Annotated in this window: 12 protein-coding genes; 6 read left to right on the top strand and 6 right to left on the bottom strand. The window is 39.6% G+C overall.

The genetic code is table 11. The features are described from left to right. Window positions 1–54: 54 nt before the first annotated feature. The 4 genes from GQR45_RS02210 to GQR45_RS02195 are packed head-to-tail and all read right to left on the bottom strand — an operon-like array spanning window position 55 to window position 3,558. Entirely contained in the window at window positions 55–1,749 is a 1,695-nt protein-coding gene (locus GQR45_RS02210; protein ID WP_165725000.1) for an FAD-binding oxidoreductase, read from the bottom strand. Window positions 1,750–1,775: 26 nt separating this feature from the next. Next, window positions 1,776–2,381, bottom strand: a complete 606-nt coding sequence (locus GQR45_RS02205; protein ID WP_165724999.1) for a glutathione S-transferase family protein — start codon at window positions 2,379–2,381, stop codon at window positions 1,776–1,778. A 21-nt stretch (window positions 2,382–2,402) separates the two neighbouring features. Then, window positions 2,403–3,032, bottom strand: a complete 630-nt coding sequence (locus GQR45_RS02200) for an NAD(P)H-binding protein (protein ID WP_165724998.1) — start codon at window positions 3,030–3,032, stop codon at window positions 2,403–2,405. Between the two features lie 34 nt (window positions 3,033–3,066). After that, entirely contained in the window at window positions 3,067–3,558 is a 492-nt protein-coding gene (locus GQR45_RS02195; protein ID WP_165724997.1) for a hypothetical protein, read from the bottom strand. Window positions 3,559–3,812: 254 nt separating this feature from the next. Between GQR45_RS02195 and GQR45_RS02190 the strand changes: the two genes are divergently transcribed. From GQR45_RS02190 to GQR45_RS02170, 6 genes are all read left to right on the top strand, one after another. Beyond that, on the top strand, window positions 3,813–4,727 hold the full coding sequence (locus GQR45_RS02190) for a LysR family transcriptional regulator (RefSeq protein WP_165724996.1): 915 nt from the start codon (window positions 3,813–3,815) through the stop codon (window positions 4,725–4,727). A gap of 1,109 nt (window positions 4,728–5,836) precedes the next feature. Then, complete coding sequence (locus tag GQR45_RS21285) at window positions 5,837–6,412, top strand: TonB-dependent receptor plug domain-containing protein (RefSeq protein WP_240920113.1); 576 nt, start codon at window positions 5,837–5,839, stop codon at window positions 6,410–6,412. After that, entirely contained in the window at window positions 6,397–9,585 is a 3,189-nt protein-coding gene (locus GQR45_RS02185; RefSeq protein WP_346774188.1) for a TonB-dependent receptor, read from the top strand. Before GQR45_RS21285 ends, GQR45_RS02185 begins: the two co-directional genes overlap by 16 nt. A 62-nt stretch (window positions 9,586–9,647) precedes the next feature. Continuing rightward, complete coding sequence (locus tag GQR45_RS02180) at window positions 9,648–11,435, top strand: Ig-like domain-containing protein (RefSeq protein WP_165724995.1); 1,788 nt, start codon at window positions 9,648–9,650, stop codon at window positions 11,433–11,435. A gap of 157 nt (window positions 11,436–11,592) precedes the next feature. Then, window positions 11,593–12,636, top strand: a complete 1,044-nt coding sequence (locus GQR45_RS02175) for a family 16 glycosylhydrolase (protein WP_165724994.1) — start codon at window positions 11,593–11,595, stop codon at window positions 12,634–12,636. Window positions 12,637–12,648: 12 nt separating this feature from the next. Beyond that, on the top strand, window positions 12,649–14,577 hold the full coding sequence (locus tag GQR45_RS02170; RefSeq protein ID WP_165724993.1) for a CRTAC1 family protein: 1,929 nt from the start codon (window positions 12,649–12,651) through the stop codon (window positions 14,575–14,577). Window positions 14,578–14,653: 76 nt separating this feature from the next. On the opposite strand, the gene GQR45_RS02165 is transcribed toward GQR45_RS02170, so the two are convergent. Together GQR45_RS02165 and GQR45_RS02160 are read right to left on the bottom strand one after the other, a co-directional pair. After that, on the bottom strand, window positions 14,654–17,194 hold the full coding sequence (locus GQR45_RS02165) for a TonB-dependent receptor (RefSeq protein ID WP_165724992.1): 2,541 nt from the start codon (window positions 17,192–17,194) through the stop codon (window positions 14,654–14,656). A 344-nt stretch (window positions 17,195–17,538) separates the two neighbouring features. Then, window positions 17,539–19,674, bottom strand: coding sequence for a multiheme c-type cytochrome (locus tag GQR45_RS02160; protein WP_165724991.1), 2,136 nt, complete (start codon window positions 19,672–19,674; stop codon window positions 17,539–17,541). Between the last annotated feature and the right edge of the window lie 227 nt (window positions 19,675–19,901).

Raw genomic sequence — 19,901 nt, 5'->3', positions numbered from 1 at the left:
AACAAAAAGAGTGATAATAAAATTAATACATGTAAAGAAACGTTCTTAGCTAGATTAAAACGTAAAGCTTTCGGTATAAATTTTTTCTATAGGTACGCCTATGGCGGCTAAATACTCAGTCATATCCCTCATAAATTGCGTAGGACCACATATATAAGCATGTTGATCTGCAGCGTTAGACACTAAATTAGCTAGAGACTCTTTTGTTAATCTTCCATCACGATTACTAATAAGCGTAGTGTAATTAAAATTAGGATATTCCTTTGAACGACGCAGCAATTCAGACTGAGCAATTAAGTTCTGTTCGTTTCTTTCGATATGGATCATAGTAATCTTAGTTTTGTCTTGTAATAAAAAGGCACCAATTCCCCTGACCATCGCTAAATTTGGCGTGATGCCAATACCTGCACTCAATAATAATAAATGTTCAGGCACAATAGGATTTTGCGTATTTTCATCTATTGTAAGAGGCGTCATCTCACCTTGAATACCAAGTAACTTTACCTCCACTCCTATTTTTGCATGATCATGTAGCCAATTTGTTACTAACCCATTTGGCATGCGCTTTACGGTAATATCTAATGTGTTATCACCATTAATACTATTAGATGTCTCCGATAACGTCCAAGTACGAACTTCGATAGGCTCACAACCGGGAAGATTGCCAAACTCAAAGGTAGCATATTGGCCTGGTAAAAAAGCAATGCGCCGTGGAACAATAAAGCGAAAAGTCTTGACACTGGCGTTTTCATCTACAATTTTGGCCAATGTTGCAACTTGAGGAAAGTCACTTTCACTATTCGTGATATCGGTTCCCGACACTGCAGGGTTATAAGGCGAGTAACCTAGTCGTTTCCAACGATGGTTAGTCACCTTATTCGTTCGAACAAGGCTGGTAATGTGAAAAACTATTTTTCTTGAAGCTCCCTCATAGCTACCATCGTGATCCCAATCAACCCTCGCTTTCCCCGTCATTTGAATCATGCTGCCAGACTCGAAATCAACAAGTGTTACCCCAGCTCTATCATAAGATTCCAAATTGCCCGAGGTAAAGAACATGCCATTCCCTCTGTACTCTGGCCACTCAATTGTAGATGGAGAAACAACACGGATAAAGCCTGGTTTACCACCTCTATGATTGCAGTCGGCACCTACGCCTGGTGCGTAGCTACCTATCCATAAGGTATCCATATTTCGGACAAATATTTGATCATCTGCAGTAAGCTCAGTACGAGCCTCAGCTTCAGCATCTTTGTTTAACGTAGGCGTACCATCAGAGGCAGGTATTATATCTCGGCGATTAATGTACTTAGGGCAATTAGGTGTATATTCAACAACTTGCAAATCAATGCTATGTTTGCCGTTATCTTCTGCGGCAATAGCATACCCATTAATTCGGTGTCTAATTCTTCGCTTTAGATCTATACCTAGTAGTGACAGTGGTGTACCAGGCTCTATAAAGTTAAGGATATCTAAATTTGGAATGCAATCTCTAGAGATAGCTATTTCCTTTTCTGAGATAGCGGCTAAATCACCGGGTTGGCCAAATAGCGGGGTCACCCATACTGATTCACTTTTCAAATCAACACTCGCTAGCGCTGCAAATGACTGGGCTGCTAAAAACATACCATGACCAGAAGCGAAACTGAGAGTACTACGCATACCGGCAGCAAGTTCAGCGGCTACACCTTTGGTACCTGCTTTGTCTTGCGCGCTTAGTTCACCTGGATGGTAAGTTGAAACCGACATAGTACTCTCCTCATTTTCACTATTGTTTAATTTGCGTGCATCATTGCTTTAAAACCATCAATGGCTTCTACAGCGCGAAGCCATTTTTGAATTGAAGGGTACGCATCAAGGCTAAAATTCCCTTCAGTCACTCGAGCGATATAGCTGTAACAAGCAATATCGGCAATAGTCGCATGCTCGCCTACTAGCCAGTTGTTGCTAGATAAATGAGGCTCAAACAAATCATGAAATAATTTTTCGGTTTTTTCTCTTGTTGCAGCCTCGTCGGCTGGCATACCGAATAGTTGAATTGCCCGCAAGACGAATGGCCCATTCATTATTTCGTGCACGGCAACTGACAACCATTGTTGAATTTGTGCTTGAACCAATGCCTCTTGTGGATACCAGCTATTGGATTTATCAAACGTTCGTGCAAGATAAATAAGAATCGCTGTTGAATCGCGCAGAGTTATATCACCATGCGTCAATGTAGGAACCTGACCTAAAGGGTTTTTCGCTAAGTATTCTGGGGCTTTATGCTCGCTTTTGGAAAGATCAACTACCTGGTCTGTATATTCCAACCCCAGGATATTTATAAAGTTAGCGACACGGTGGCTGTTACCTGAAATAGGGTGACCGTATAGTGTAATCATTGACATTACTCCTTAGTTTATTTAGTAAGCTACATTAAAAATCGTTCTAAAGTGCGCTGGGTTTTCTATTTCATCTAGCATTGCGATAGCAAAATCTTCGGCGCTGATATTGCTTTTGCCGCCTTGAGGATTAACTAGCATGGTTCTACCTGCAATGCGAAACGTTCCTATTTTTTCACCAGGTGCTATCATCCCACCTGGTGCTAATACAGTGAAATCAATGTCTGCTAGGGTCATTAAAGCAAAACCTTTCCGCATTCCGGTAGCCTCAGGCAAAATGCTTTCTGGTGTTAATTCTAGCGCACTTTGTCCATTTGGCATTTGTAATGAACTACCGCCGCCAACAGTCAGCAAGCGTTTGTTAGACTTCTGTTGAATTGTGATAAGTGCTTGCGTAAAGGCTACGGCTTCAGCTACACCATCACCGGTATTGCGTGGACTTAGTGCTGATACAATAACATCGGCTTGCACAGCATGTTCTGATATAAACTCAATATCGTAAACATCTCCTTTTACCACGTTTACATTTGCAAGACTCGGGACATTTTCAATATTACGACTTAGCGCTTTAATAGTATGTCCTCGCTCTACCGCTTCGTTCAAAATTCGGCTACCGATCATGCCGGTTGCACCAATTAAAAGAATGTTCATATGTAACTCCTAGTTAATAAAATCTATAAAACGTTTAAGCACTTGTTTCTAAAAGGCTTAAAACTAGTTCTGGTCGGCCATAAAACGCGCTGTGATCCACCTGTTCAACCTTTTCGCCCTTAACTTGTAGTATCGTTGGTACGCCAGTAGAACCAACACGACTCATTAGCTCGATAGCGCGCTGAGAAATGCTCTGCGCTTTTTTCGTATTTGAAGGGTAGTCAAGCTGTACGGCTTGGTCGTAATTAACACCTTCATCAACAAGAGCGTTGATCACTGCTTGCTTATCTTGTGCGGACGTCCCAGCGACAAAACGCAATTTCTCTAATCTACGACGAAGAGAAAATTCTTTTTTTGCGCCTTGATTATGCACAAGCGCAGCGGCGAGCGCTGAATAAGTGGAGTCTAAAACTTCGACTTTCGATCTAATAACATTACGCGTATAAATTTCGCTAAAATGTTGCTCTGTGAGCTGCGCAATACGCGCGTCCATGCCAACGATATAATCACCTTTACCATCTCGCATTCGCGGCGCATTTTCTCCTTGAAAAAGATGGTGATGTAACACTTCTACATTTGCATCGCTTTCCAACAATGCGTCGAAAATAGGGGCTGCGCCCTAGCACCAGCCACAATAGGTGTCGTAGATGATGATGAATTTGTTTTTGCTCATATTGCATCTCTATATAAAATCGCTCTAGTTGATGTAAAAACTATACGCTTACGAGCCCGTTTGTAATAGACTGACTTTAAATAAACACTGTCAGCTTTTTACTTACAATGAATAATCACCTTAAGTACAACCTCAATCGCTTGGCTTACTATGTCGCAATAGTCGAAGAAAAAACCATTACCGCAGCAGCCCAACGTTTAGGTCTTAGCAAAGCCGTAGTGAGTAAACAGTTACAACTACTTGAAGAGGAAGCCGGCGTTAACCTTATTGTGCGCAATACGAGGCATATGCATACAACAAAAGCAGGCAACGTTTTTTATTTACAGAGTAAGGACGTGCTAAATTATGCACAGCTTGCCTACGAAGGCTTAGCTCAAATAAGCCAAGAGCCTACTGGCACAATCCGCATAACCTCACCTATTGATTTTGGCGTTGCACAGTTATCAGCGTTTGTAGCTAATTTTTGCCAAAAATACCCGAAAATTCAGATTGAATTGAGATTGAACGATGATATTGTCGACATTGTCAGTCAAGGTTTCGACTTATCTTTTCGAATTGGCTGGCTTAGTGATTCCTCTAACCGCGCAAGAAAGCTTGGAACGTTTAAAGAAGTATTAGTGTGTGCTCCTAACAAAGCAAATGAATGGCACCCCGAGAACCCTAATGACCTTAAGCAACTTCCCTTTGCTGCGTATTATGGTATTGATCACTCCGCTCGTGTATTTACGAAAAAAAATAAAACCAATAACCAAATGCAAAGAACGGTAGTGCAGCTCCAATCAAACCTAACATTTAACGTTACGTCAGCGCTTCGACAGGCACTATTAGAAGGACATTATTTCGGCATCTTGCCCGACTTTGCCATACAACAAGATTTAGACAACGGGATATTGGTGCAACTTTTGCCACAATGGCAATTGAGAGAAGGAGGAATTTATATCGTGAGCCCACCTAGTACATTAAGAAGCCAAGCAGTGAAATTATTTATTAGAGAGCTAGAAAACAAGTTTATAGTCGATTAATTGACTTCTTTTAGGTTGGAAACAAATATAAAACTAAGTATCAAATTATACTAATAAAGGTCAATAAGCCGTTGTATTGATAATGACAAACGTTTACTAAACCAGCCTAGTTATCAAGACCAAATATTAAAGGTAAATCTCGATTACTTAAACTCATTTTAAAAATAATACGGTTAATAGCACATATATAGTTACTGAAGACATGAGCTCGCCAAACGGGGTCTATGGTTTTAAAGCCTTTAATTACAACGTGTTGGTAACTAATAGTACCGATATATGGGTATTAACTATTTTGACTAAAACGGTGATTAAGAGCTTAAATTTGAAACTGATGGAATTACTATTATTCCACATAGTATAAATGATAAGGTACTCAAAATTGATACAAACCAGAAGGTAGCCACTATTTACGCGAACTCTGGTCATAATTAAAAAAAGGTTTGCGCGCGCAACCACCTATATTATTTATTATCAAGGTTCTTAGGTGATATTGAGCGTTAAATTATTTGCAGAGCCTATTAAGACCAATACCTAACTTATGCGTTAAGTGAAAATAAATTACACGATAAGTAAGCGCTTAAATTGCGCTCTTCAATTAAATAGCTCATTTATTTTGCCTGTATATCTAAGCTTTATGCGTGGGCAATACATATAGCTAACAGTTCCTGAAGCGGCTTATTGGCCGTTTTGATAGCGTAAGTACGCTAATACACAAAACTAATATTACAAATTTCCGCAAACCTCTTCCTGAGAATACAATTTTATCTTTTTTAGCAACATTCTTTATTAATCAATAGGGGGTTTAGGTTTCATTCTTGTTTTTATAAATAATCTTAACCACTTCCTCTAAATAAAAATTATTTAAAGACAAGCGCATAAGCTTTACCCGTCGAAAATGGAAACAAAAGTGTAAAACTCAAAGTAAACAGCTTGTAAATGTAAACATCATATGTTTAACTTGATCGTAAGTTAAGTAAGGCTCTGAAACGAAATTAGGATACTAGAACGTTCATTCATTTTATCTGTGGCGTTTAACTAAAAATAAAAACAGACAACATCATCACACACTGGCATTGAGACACACGATGCCGAAAATAGGAGAGCACACAATGCAGCATAACTTTAGGTTATCAGCAGTCTCTGCAGCTATTATTACTTCGCTTATTTCATTATCTGCTTTTGCACAAGAAGATGAAGAAAAAGAGAAAATAAAACTACAAAAAGATATCGAAATAATTGAAGTCCAAGGAATCAAAAGTAGCTTACGAAAAGCGGTAAACGCAAAGCGCTTTTCCGACAACGTAAGTGACTCAATTCATGCTGAAGATGTAGGTAAATCAACAGATCAAAACATTGCTGATGCACTATCTAGAGTAACAGGGGTGAGTATTCAAGAAGAAGGCGGTGAAGGAACACGTATATCAATTCGTGGTGCCGGACCTTCTTTAAATCAAATATCAATGAATGGTGTAGCACTTACCGGCGGGCTAAGTACCGATGGCTCTAGTGCGGGCGCTACTAACGATAACAGTGTAGATTTAAGCTCTTTTTCGTCAGATATATTGTCATCTATCGATGTAATTAAAACATCCTCTGCTGATAACGATGAAGGCTCACTCGGCGCAAGTGTTGTGCTGATAACGATGAAGGCTCACTCGGCGCAAGTGTTGTGCTTAGAACTGTAAAACCGCTAAATTTAAACAAACCACGTCATTCTTTTACGGTTGAAGGGCGCTACAACGAGTTTTCTGATGAAAGTGACTCACGCATTAATTTTAGCTTTTCTGATAAATACTTCGACGACACTTTTGGCTTTATTATCACCGCCTCTAAAGATACACAAAAAACACGACAAGATCGTATCAATACCGATTGGGCTAACGGCGCAATTCCTATCGTTGATTTAGATGATGCGACAGGCCGTACAGCACATGACACCGTTACAGGCAAAGCAATTAGGGTACTTGGCAATCAACGTGATGCTGATGGAAATAAGCTTTTTGGTGAGAATGGAGAAGCATTATTAAACCCACTGAGTTCACTTAATAATTACGACCCTGAAAAGCAAATATTACATGAAGGTGATTTATTTGTTTTAGCGCGTGAGGTTATTGATTTTACATTAAATAATGACCAACGAGATCGCTTGTCAGTATCTACAGGTTTTCAATACCAACCAACAGAGTCACTCGATATTCAGCTAGATGTAACTCATACAGAGCAAGATGTGTTAACCGACAGTCAACGACTGCGTTTAAACATGGGACCTGTAACACCTTTAATTTATGCCGGTGATGACAATACAGCACTAAACGGGGTTGATTTATCGACCAATACCTTGCAGCAATCAAGTAGCCGCTCTACAGGTGGTAACTTTGTTCGCTCCTACGGACTTAGAGAAATTGATACTAATGTAGCGTCACTTGATATTGATTATCAGGTAACTGATTCATTAAATATGAATGTAAGAGCTGGTTTTTCTAAAACAACAGATGAAACACCAGACGATGATGAGAAAGATCGTTTTATCTCTATTAGTACAGCTACATGGGGCACGGCAGGTCGTCAAATAGTTGAATCAATGCCCGATGGCAGCCACGAAATGATTGGCTACGACTGTGGCGGCAGTGGAGAATGTAGTTACTCAACTGGCGTTACTCCAGGTGAGTTTGATGCCTTTGATGGTACGTCTAATGCAGTATACAGCCGTTTTAATCCGTATGACATGCAGCACAATCACTTAGGTAGTTTAGTGCTTCGTAAAAATAAATTAGCGGATACAAACAAATCACTGTTTGTTGATTTTGATTATGCACTTGATGGCGACTTTATCAGATCGATCGAGTTTGGGGTTAAGTGGTCAAATCGTAAAAAAGATGTCTCTATTCAAAATAGAGCAACCACAAATGGCCGTGACTTAATAGATTTAGAAGACCCTGATCAAGCTTTTGAAGTACGTGGGCTTGGTACAATTCGCTTAGCCGATATAATCGCTGATAGTGCCTATCCTTACGATAATTTTGGTGAAGATATTCAATCAGACCGCTCTGCAGAGTTTTTTAATGGCTGGCCGTTACTTGATGCCGAAAAAGCGCTTGAAATTGTTTCAGGCAAAGATGCCGGTGAAGTAGGTATACGCGAAACCATTACAGGCAGTCGTAATATTGAAACCGAAACAAAAGCCGCTTATTTTAAAGCAAACTTTGAGCTGATGGATGGCAAGCTAACAGGTAACTTAGGCCTTAGGTATGTAAAAGATGACACAACAGCAACTGGTGTAGGCGGTATTAACTATACGCGTTTTCCACAAATGGTTGATGCGTACAATTTGTTAGTTGAGCGTAGTTTAGCAAATACAAATTTAGATGCCTGTCCGGCAGCTGTTATGGGGGTATCTGACACGGGTCAGCCTGATCATCGTTACACACCAGCAAACGATGCTGAGCTACAAAACTGTTGGGCATGGCAAATCACCCATGCGTATAACCGCTCAAACCCGGCTACTTTCCCTGTTGATCCGCAAACGGGTCAGTTTGTAATTCCTGGAGCTGATGGCAACACCGGACTGGGTGTAAATCAGCAAGTGTTTGTAGATGAAAATGGCAACATTATAGCTAACAATGCATTACCTTCTTTAATTTACGATAGCAACGGAAATTTAGTTCCAACGTCAGCTAATGCGTGGGCACACTTTGCAAGCAACGGACAAATTTGGCCGTTTTTAGACAGAACAACCTCATTTACAGGGACACAAGGTAGCGGACGTGAAGTACAAGACCGCGTTGCATGGGTAACTAAAAAAGGCGGACATGACGCTTATTTACCTAGCTTGAACTTAAACTATGCAGTTAACGAAGAAATGATTGCACGTTTTGCAGTTAGTAGAACAATGACACGTCCTCGTTTTGATTCATTAAACCCACGTACACAAATTTTTGAACAACAATGGGACTCTGCTAATGGCTCAGCAGGAAATGCAAATTTAAAACCGCTTAAATCAACCAATCTCGACTTGTCTTATGAGTGGTACTTTAGTGATTCAGGCTTGCTGTCGGCAGCATTCTTTTACAAGGATATGAAAGACTTTGAAGAAACGGTTGTGGTTCCGTATCACTACAAAGACGTTAGGACTGAATACGATTTACAAACAGCCGATTTATTACTTGATTACGATGAGAATAGAACACCAGGTGGCGAAGAAGATTGTATGCCACTTAGGCAAGTTGCGGGCTTTTTTGACCAATGGCGCATTGAATGTGACGTTGTAAACGTAACCACAGTAACCAATGGCAAAGGCGCAGATATCAAAGGTGTTGAACTAGGTTACAACCAAAACTATGACTTTTTACCAAGTTATTGGGGTGGCTTAGGTTTAAACATGAACTATACCTATCAAGATTCAGAATCTGATCGTCAGCAGGTAGGTAATACCGATATATTTTTAAAACCACTACCACAACCTTACACTCCAAAGCATTCCCTAAATACAACACTGTATTGGGAACAAAAAGGGATTCAATTACGTTTAGCAAGTCGCTATACCGGGGAGCAATTAATTAACCGAGGTTTAGTTGGCGGTGCTACATGGCAAGAGGCAACCCATCGTTTGGACTTTAGCTCAAGTTATAAAATTAATAAAAACTTTAGCTTAACTTTTCAGGCACTTAACTTAACTGATGAAACTAACCGAATTTATTACACCAGTTCATTTACGCGTAATGCGTTTGAAGCTAACTCGCAAGAGGTTGTGCTTGATGAAGGCAACGCAATTGAAGATGGCAGTGTAACTACTTCGCGTACAGCATCAGTTTGGAAAACAGGCCGTCAGTTCCGTGTTGGTCTTCGCGGCACCTTTTAATTGAGAAACTATTAGCAGCGGGCCACATTATGCTCGCTGCCTTACAAATTTTGGAGAGTAAGATGAAACATAACTTACTAATAAAAAAAGCAATTAGCAGTGTTATATTTTCAGTATTAACAGGGGGCGGCGGAACGGATGAAGGTTACGATCCGCAGTTTAAATCTGATTTAGTACTTGTAATAGATACCGCAGTGATCACGAGCACATTAAATGAAGAGTCCGGAGTTCAAGAAATTGATTTACTGCAAGGCGTAACAATCGACGGTAAACCAGCCTCTGAGTCAGGAGCAACCATAAACGTAAGTGAGCTAGAGTTTGTGGTTAATAATAATTTCAATACCCCACAAACAAGCGCTAATACCATTGCGTCACACCGAATTTCACCTTTCACGCAATCAAGTGATAGCACTAAATTAGTTATAAATACCGATGCGTTTTCGGCGGCATTAAGACAATGCGACCAAACCGATATAAGAGGCGCTTTAGATGGCGATGGTAACCCTATTGCTGATGGTAACTTAGACTTTCCAAGTCAAGTTATTTATAACATTACATATTCTATCAATAATGGTGCAGCTATTGCTCCGGGCGGTGCGCTGCCTACTCGTACATTACAATTAACTGTCAATGCTATTGATGACGTTGTAACTGAGGTAAGCGTCTCGCCGATTGAAATCCCTGCTGGTGGTCAAGCAAGTGTATTCGCATCAGCGATACCAAGTTACGCGTGTAACCCCGCACTTATTTATTCAATTGCAGATGAAGATATTGCAACTATAGATGAAAATGGCCTTATTAGCGCTAAAAATACCGGTGAAACGACTATTACAGCCACAAGTGTTGATAACCCCGAAGCTTCAGCAAACGCCACACTTACAGTGACAGGTGCTTTTAGTCTTGCAATAACAAACGACGATAAAAACGAGTTAGGCGCTTCTTCAGGTAACAAGGACGTTCCAATCTGTGTGGCCAGTGGTGTAAAAGTGCAGCCTGCTTTACTAAACGCAGAGTTAAGTGGCGAGTATACTTTTGATTGGATACTTGGTGATGAGGTCTCATTTACTAAAAGCTTAACCGCCAAAAGTGGCTTTGGAGAAGTACTTGCCGTTAAAGCACCTACAACAATAGACAGCTCAAATACAGTAACGGTTGAACTTATTGATGGCGATACAGCAAGCACACCTTTATCACTCATTTCGAAAAAAAGTATTACGGTTAATACTGTTAATAACCAAATGTGTGAGCCGGGAGTGTCTGAACACGAAGCAGGCTTTAACACTGACTTTAACCTCAATGGTGAAGGCGCACCTTATAAAGGCAATGCCACTTATAGCGTATCGGCAACCTCTGTGTCGGGTAATGGTCGATCGCTTGAAATTACAGCGGGCACTGCTACTCAAGGTGAAGCGAATACACCGTACTCTTTTGCAACTCAGCAAGTATGGAATAAACAACGTAACTGGTATAGCGCCAACTATGGCCGTGGTGCTGAGTCTGTTGGTAAAACATACCGTTATGCCGTGTGGGTTAAGTTAAATCAAGTGCCAGTTGAACCCGTTACGTTACGCCATGTTGTTGTACCGTGGGTTTATGACGGCATACCTGAGGATGCAAATGGATTTACAGGTCGTTACTCAGAAGCTGGCTTATTTAGCGCAGCACTCGCAGCCACTACAGAGTGGCAATATATCGAGTTTGAAGAGGATTCAACTAGTACACGTGAATGGGCTATTCCAGCAACGTGGAGCTCAGTAACTGATGTGTTTACCCTTTGGGAAGTGTATGGACTACCAACGGGTGATTCAATCTTGATTGACGATTACGCAGTTACGCGTACCGATATTTAAGCGAGTACTAGACGCATAACATAATACTAATTAAAACGGCTTTAAACTAAATAGGTTTAAAGTCGTTTTGTTTGCTTATAAGCCACTAAAAAGCCTATTTATTTACGTATTAATTTTTAGCTTTCACACAAATTTACATACAAAATGATGAGACATCATGAACAACGCACAAAAAAATATAAAAACACATCAATTGACGCTCACAGCAGCATTATTGTCGGTAATAACCATTGGCGGTTGTAGCAGCGATTCGACGACTAATATGCAAAAGCTTCCCCAAACTAAAAATAATCAACTGCCATTAACGGATCCGCAAAATACTGGTAAATGGGTACTTAACACCCAAGTAAGTGATGAATTTGAAGCCAGCACTATCGATGAAGAACGTTGGTACATTGTGGGTAAACTAGAAAACGGTAAACCCGTTTATAAGCACCCAGATAAGCCAAATAAAAAAGTATGGAAAGGCCGAGCACCTTCGCAATTTTCGGGTAATAACTACCGTTTAGAAGATGGTAAGTTAAAGCTTGAAACACGTTGGGAGCCAGACTTTCCATTTGAAGAAAAAATACATAAGCCCGTGTTTGGCGATGCACTTAAATACGAAAACCTGACAACGGCATGCTTTATTGGCAGAAAGTCATTTCAGTACGGATACATAGAAATTAAAAGTAAAGCCGCTGATGCGCAAATAAGCAGCGCATTTTGGTCGATGGGTGAAAAGTTAGAAGTTGATTTTTTTGAATTATTTGGCGACTCGCTTGATCCTAAAAAAGATCACATAGACAGTGAATTATGGTGGTCAATCCGCGATTGGAATAAAAAGGTGATGGGCAAGCCCACTTACACAGAGCGAAAAGACTTAGGTTTTAGAGTGGCTGATGGCTTTCATGTGTATGGAATCGATTGGAGGGCTGATGGAATTAAATACTATGTTGACGGTAAATTATTTAGCGAAGTATCTGCAGCACAAGCTGATGCCTGGGCTAAAGAGCATCGTGGGGTTGATACAGGCTATGTAGCCACTAAGCCACTGTTTTTATGGCTTGATCAGGAGACTTTTCCTTGGCATGGCGTACCAAAAAGTAAAGAAGAGCTTGAACGTAATAGCCCTGAAGGTAAAAAAGATGATGGTGTAGTCGACTTTGAAATTGAATACATCCGTGTTTGGCAGCAAAAACCAATACAGTCAGTTAAGTAAGGAGTGGGTTAAATGAAAAAAAATACTAAGCCAGCAAGCACATTATTTTGTTTATCACTGATTGCTACAAGTATTCTGCTTTGTGGATGTAACACTACTCAAAGGGTAAGCAATGAAACACTAAGCGACAACCGCAGTAATAAATTAATGTTTAGCGAATCGCAAAACATTATACCTTTTGAGCCGCTATCGCGCCGTAAGTGGGATAGCGCGCTGATTGCAGACTTTGATAAAGATGGTTATCAAGATGTATTAATTACTGAGCATACCCACGCAGTAAAAATTTTTTGGAATAACAAAGATAATACCTTTTCAGCACCACAGATAATTATTAAAGGCGACACACATGGTGTTGCTGTTGCTGATTACGACTTAGATGGTCGTATGGATTTAATAATTGCCCAAGGAGGTGGTGGTGGCTTAAAACCTCGTTTACCTGTGTCGTTTCAAATAAATCATGACCGCACTGTTGAAGGCGGAAAAACGTTTGATGATTTTGAACGTACACGCGGACGTGCGGTTAAATTAGTTGATGGTAATAACAGTGGCGTACTAGATTTAGTACTTTCTGCTTTTCCATTAAATAGGCAAAAAAAGGGAGCGAACCATATATACAAAAACGAAGGACATAATCATTTTAAGTTTGTCGATTACTTACCTAATGCTAAATGGCTTGGTTATAAAACCTTAGTAAGTGATTTTAATAATGACGGGCACGATGATTTATTTTTTTACGGTGGAGATGACATTGTTGCAGTGCAGAGCAAATCTGATTTAGGCTATAAAAATAAAAGTAAGGCTGTATTAGGAAATAACCGTAATATTAGTCATGTAAGTAGCATGACCGAAATCGACTTTGATAATGACGGTGATTTTGATTTATTTTTAACGCGCGCTAAACATCAATTTGAACAACAAACCTTTTACGATGCTCAATCTCAAAACTTTGCTTTTTTTGCTCGTAACGAAGCATTTAAATTTGAAGACTTTAAAATATCGGGTGACTTTGAAATAGAAAACCTGCAAATGGCTTACCCTCATTTTAATGTGTTTATTGGAGAAAATAGCGCACCTTTAACATTAAAAGGGCACGGCGGCAGTGAACGTACGGTACATGTAACAAAAGAGCAAGCAACCGGCTGGCCTAAAAATTTAAGTAAAAAAGGTTTATATATAGGTTACTTAGGTAATGATACTTGGCGCGTCGCGGGGGATACTAAATCGCCTACAGCGGGTGTTATTAAAAGAGTGATTAATTCACCTAACGTAAAAGGGCTTGAGCCATTACCAGCGGTATTATTAGAAAACCAGCAAGGTAAATTTGTTGATGCAACAGCCAAGCTAAATATTAATCTTAGCGAGCCTACAACCAGTGCAGTAGCCGGGGATTTTAATAACGATGGTTGGAGCGACTTAATTGTATTACGTTATGGTAATCCAGCAAGAGCTAACGAGCAGGTACTGTATTTAAATCAGCACGGTCAAGGATTTGAGGCTTTACAAAATCATGGTCTTATTTCAACTGAACTTGGAGCAACCGGGGGGAGTGCACAGGCCTTTGATTACAATAATGACGGCGACCTTGATTTAATCTACTCAAACGAGCGGGGCCGTTGGCACCTATTTACTAATAACAGTGTTTTAGATGCACAGCATAATTTTTTGATCACTAATATTGGTTACTCACCTAACGCTGGCGTGTCTGCATTGGGAGCTACTGCTACTATAAAAGCGTGTGGGCATACTTATAAGCGTGTTGTAGGCGCAACGGGTGCAGGTTTTTCACAAAGTGAAAATAACAAGCTACACGTTGGTTTAGGTACGTGTACACAGATAAATAATGTATCGGTTCGTTGGAATAATAATGAGTATATAGATATTAGTAATGCGGTTATAAATGATGCTAACGGGGAGTTAGTTGGTAGAAAAGAGCCGTTGTAAGTAATTAAGTGTAAGTAAGAAAATGAAGAAAAAAATAGCGCTTATTAAGCGCTATTTTTTTGTATTGATACTTTAATTAAAAGCTATATTGAACACTTGCACCCACATAACGACTCCAGTCACGAGGATAGAATGCTTCCCCGAAACCTTCAGAGTTTATACGTTGGCGAGTAGTGTACGACTTATCAAATAAGTTTTTAATGAATACACTAAACTGAAGGTTATCTTTGCTTACACTCAAGTAACCATCCCAAATGCTTGACGATGGGTTAGCTGATTCGCCAAAGGCAAGTTCATTAATTGATTGCGTATGGCTACCATTATAACGCCAAACTGCACTAGTATTTGCTTTCCAGCCAGTATCAGCAATTTGTGTATTGTATGAAATAGTACTTAAAAATTGTTGCTCAGCATTATTAGGGAAAGATAAACCCGTTTGATCAAAGCTCTGACGACCTGTTGAATCAGTAGTACAGCGAGAAGCAAGTAAACCACCATCACCAGCAGGACAATTTATAGGTGTATCAGCAAAGTCTTCGTAACGTGCATCAAAATAAGCGTAGTTAAATGACCACTTCAATTTATCTGATATTTTAACCACTACATCGGCTTCAATACCGGTTGAACGCGCTTGTGCTGCGTTCACGTAGCCTGCAAAAATAATGTTATTTTCTTCATCTATTACACGGCTGGCACGTACTTGATAATCGTCAACTCTCATATCAAAGTAGGTAAAGTTAAACAGTAAATCGTTATCAAAATACGCTGAACGCAGGCCTACTTCAAAGTTTGAAGAGTTTTCAGGATCGGTAGGGAAGTTGTCTGCATCAGCAGGGTCTGTATTTGTTGTTACAAAGTAAGAAGCCCCTTTATAGCCGGTAGAATAATTTACATAACCGCGAATATCATCGGTAAAGTCATACCCTACAACTGCTTTGTAAATAAAGGCTGTGTCTGAGTTATCAAACTTAGTTGGCGCGTCTTGGCGTAAAATAAGCGATGGATCTGTTTGAGCAAGTTCTAATACTTCATTGAATGTTTCCATTCCAACACCCGTAGAAGGTGTTGCCAAATCTGTACGAGCAAAGGTCGCATTACTTTTTTCGTGTAATAATCTAAAACCGAAAGTAGCATCTAATTGCTCAGTTATTTGATATTCAAGTTGTCCAAAAATAGCGACGTTTTCAAAGCCAGTTGTAAAATCACCACCATTTAGTAAACGAGATGGCGTCAATAATGAGCGGTCGTCATCGCCAGTGGCTGTATAGTTAGCTAAAAAAGCATCTGTTGACTGTCTTGAATAACAACCAGTTAATTCGCCGCCTTCAATAAATCCTCGGTTACCTGCAATACAGCCATCGCGTACCTCTGAGCGTTGGCCGTCGGTATCATGATAAAAAAGACCTAATACCCAATCAAACCTTTCATTGTTAAACGATGAGATACGAAACTCTTGCTGAAGTACATCAACTGATTCGTTTCCACCAAAGGCGGTACGTTCTACAGGGAAATTAATAGTGAAAAATGCTGAGCTGTTATATAAATCAAAGTCTCTATAACTACCATTATAGCTAAGCGTAACTTCATCATTTAGGTAGTAATCAGCAGATATTGAAAAGCCAAAGTTTTCTGTTCTGCCAAAATTACCTTCAGCATTACGTGATGTTACCGGGCCGCCGGCTTCTTCAAAAGTAGACTCAGGATTAACACGGTTATAAGTGGTACCTTCAATAGTGCCATCGTCTTTCACATTAACGATTGGACGAGGGCCAAAATCTGGGTTTATTCCACCTAAACGAGTAAGAGAGCAACAGTTTGTGTCTGTTTCTGAATATTCTAAGCGAAATAGAACATTTAATTCTTGGCCGTTATCGTATAAAAGTTGGCCGCGACCAGCTTTTGTTGTTTTTGCGCCAATAGTGTAGTCTTCTTCACCAGGCATAGTGTTTTTTATCCAGCCATCAATATCACTGTATTGTGCATTAAATCGAGCTGCCCAGTTTTCGTTAAGTGGTACATTTACAGTACCGCTAAAATCAGTGCCATCAAACTCAGTAACTTGTGCTCTAACCGTACCTGAAACCCTGTCATCTAGTTGAGGTTTTTTAGTTACATAATGTAATAGGCCTGTTGATGTGTTTTGGCCAAATAAAGTGCCTTGCGGCCCGCGCATCGCTTCTACACGCTTTACATCTGAAATTGGTAAGTTAAGCATTGATTGACGTGGTAGCACTTCGCCATCTATAACGACTAAGTTTGAAGACTGTAAGCCAATGGAGTTTGTAAAAGTGCCTATACCACGTGTTTTTAATGTTGTAGTTCGTATTTCACTGCTGTCATCAATACCAAAGCCAGGTAAGTAGGTGACTAAATCAAACCCATTATCGATGCCAATTTCTTGAATTAAATCACCGCTAAGTACTTCAATTGAAGACGGTACTTCTTTTAGTGCTTGATCGCGTTTTTGTGCGCTTACTAAAATAACTTCAAAATCGTCTGAATTGCTTTTAGCTTGCTTTGCGGTTGTTTCTTCTTGTGCATATGCAGTGTGTGTGAAAGCTGATAAAGAACAACATGCAAGTAATATTGCTGTATGCAATTTACTGTGTTTAAGCATTTTAACCACTCCGTTTCTTCATAATTACTGTGTGTGCAGATAATGCAACGGCAGTATCTGTTATTTAGAATCAGGCTAATTAAACAGCGATCCTTAATTGCGATAAAGCTATAAGCAATCAAGAAATGTAAATAATCAGGAATGATTCATTCTAACAATTTAAACATATGATGTTTGCAAGTGCAATGTGTTGATTACTTGTTTATTAAATGTTGCTTATAATATTGAGGTTATAACCTTGTATTACCGTTTAAGTAACACAAGATTATTAAGTTAAGTGGTTGAATTTTAATCTCTAATCTAAAGTACAGATTCAGAGTGAAAAATAATTTATTTTCAAAAAATTATTTTAAACGAGAAAAAAAGTGGTAATCCTCAGCATTTTTAAGCTTTTGAGCAAAACTCATCCCTAAGTTTTTGAGCTGCTGCGCGTTATTATAAGTACTAATTTTAAGTTTTAACTCACTCACGGCCTGCGCCGTTGCGCCAATGCTATCAAGTGCTAAAAAGTACAAGTAAGCGTATTGCACGTTGTTACTTTCAAGTGCCATTGCGTGTTTAAATGAGTCAACAGCAGCGGGTTTGTTACCGTTTCTAATAAGCGCCATACCGTTTGCATAATGTAGCGGCGCAGAGGTAGTTACTGCCTTTAAACCACTATTCAATGTGCTTTGCATTTGTACTGTTTGACCAAGTCGATAATAAATGTCGGCTAAATTCACATAACTTGCATCAAAGTAAGGATCAACGCTAATGCCTTTTTGTAACGACTTTATAGCGCCGTTTATGTCTTGTTTATTAAGCGCGAGCATACTTTGATTGATGTTACCTTCACCGCGCCATGTATTTACAGTATTAGCGTGTGCAAGCTCTATAATTGATTGATTAAGCCCATTTAACTGCGCTGTTGTTTGGCTTAGGTTTTGCGCTGCAGCAACACGCACCGACTTTAATTTGTCGGTTAATAGTTTCTTATAGCTTTTTAAGCGCTCTGCTTCGGGCAGCAAAAAGCCTACTTTAGCAATAGCCAAGCGAATAAGCGGAAGCGGTGAATTAACCCAACTTTTTACTGTGGCATCGTTTAGCTCAGCCCCTGAATTGCCTAAATAAGCAATCGCACTGGCGCGATCTATTTCGTTTAACGAAAAGTCATTAATTAAGCTCATATGTGCATTTTGCGATATGGATTTTAATGAGCGCAACTCAAGCATACTGTGCTCGCTTGCACTTAATGCCGGTGCTTTACCATGCCATTTTTCAAGCGTGCTTGCTGCCCATTCGTTTGTTTGATCGTCGTGGCATTGCACACACGCATTGGGTGTATCGTATTTTATTGATATATCAGGGCGAGGAATTTTAAAGCTATGGTCGCGCCTGTCATCAACGCCCATGTATCTGTTGGTTGGCATATGACAGCTAACACATTGTGCACCGGTTGATTGTTCTTTATGACGATGATGCTCGGATTTGTTGTATTCACTGGCACTGTGACACTGCAAGCATAGCCCATTCGTTTTTGTTTTAACTTTCATAGTGTGTTTATCGTGGCAGTCAACGCAGTTAACACCGGCTTTGTACATTTTACTTTGTACAAAAGAACCAAACACATACACTTCTTCTTTAATTTGACCATCGGCGTGATACAAATTAGGTTCTAAAAATGAAGGACTAAATTGGTCCAAAAACGCTTGGTTGTTATCAAAACCATCAGTAAGCGGGCTTCTAAGCGAGTGGCACGCATAACAGCCTTGCATAAAGCTGTTATCGCGGGGCTCACCTTGCCAAGTGGCAATTTTATCATCACCGATAATTTTCCATTGCGACATATTGGTCGGGCTTGTTTGAGCTGCCTTTATGATTTTTTTAGTTTTATGTTCGTCCGTTATATCGTTGTGGCAAGATTTACAGCCCACATTTATATTTGAAAAGTGCGTATCAAAGTTTTCTTTTTCAGTATTGTAATTACGCTTTAAATTATCCGAATGGCAATCGGCGCACATACCGTTCCAGTTTTGCAGTGGTTGCAACCAATGGAGGCGGTCGTTGGGTTTTACATCCTCGTTAGCATAGTTTGCATACCAACGCTGCCCGCCAAGTGCTTTGGCGCGACTATCCCATGCAAAAGGAAATACTTGGTACTTACCTTTTTCAACTTCAATTAGATACTGTTGCAGCGGGTCAAAGCCAAATACATAACTTACGGTGTAAGTTTTTTTAGTGCCTTGCTCGGTCAAATCAATTAAAAAGGCATCTTTTTCTTTATAAAACACGGCTTTTTGGGAAAAGTGGGTAGTAGTTACATTATTAAAATCCCCAAGCACTGTATCTTTATTCGCTAAAGCCATTGAACTTGCATGATCTGATTGTTTCCAATCACGGTTTTGTGGTTGATGACAAGACTGGCACTCATCGTTTGCAATCGTTGAAAAACAGCTGCATAAAAAAAGAACAACAAAAAGGCTGTTTTTTATATTTATCATTTTAGAATCCACCTTTAATAGCTCACGAATGCATACTTAAAATTAAATAACGGGCCGCAGCTAAGCACTTAATAAATGGGCTTTACCTTTAAGCTGATACTGTTATTAGGCTTAAGTAATAGTGAGAAATTGAAAAATTAATTTTAAAATATCATACATCATATGTTTGCAATATTGTTATGTTTTGTTTAGTGTAGCGATATTGTGATTTATAAACGCATTATTTA

Source organism: Pseudoalteromonas sp. SA25 (assembly GCF_011378705.1).
GTDB lineage: Bacteria > Pseudomonadota > Gammaproteobacteria > Enterobacterales > Alteromonadaceae > Pseudoalteromonas > Pseudoalteromonas arctica.
Note: the sequence above shows the minus strand (reverse complement) of the source record. Positions and strands in the feature narration are given on the sequence as shown.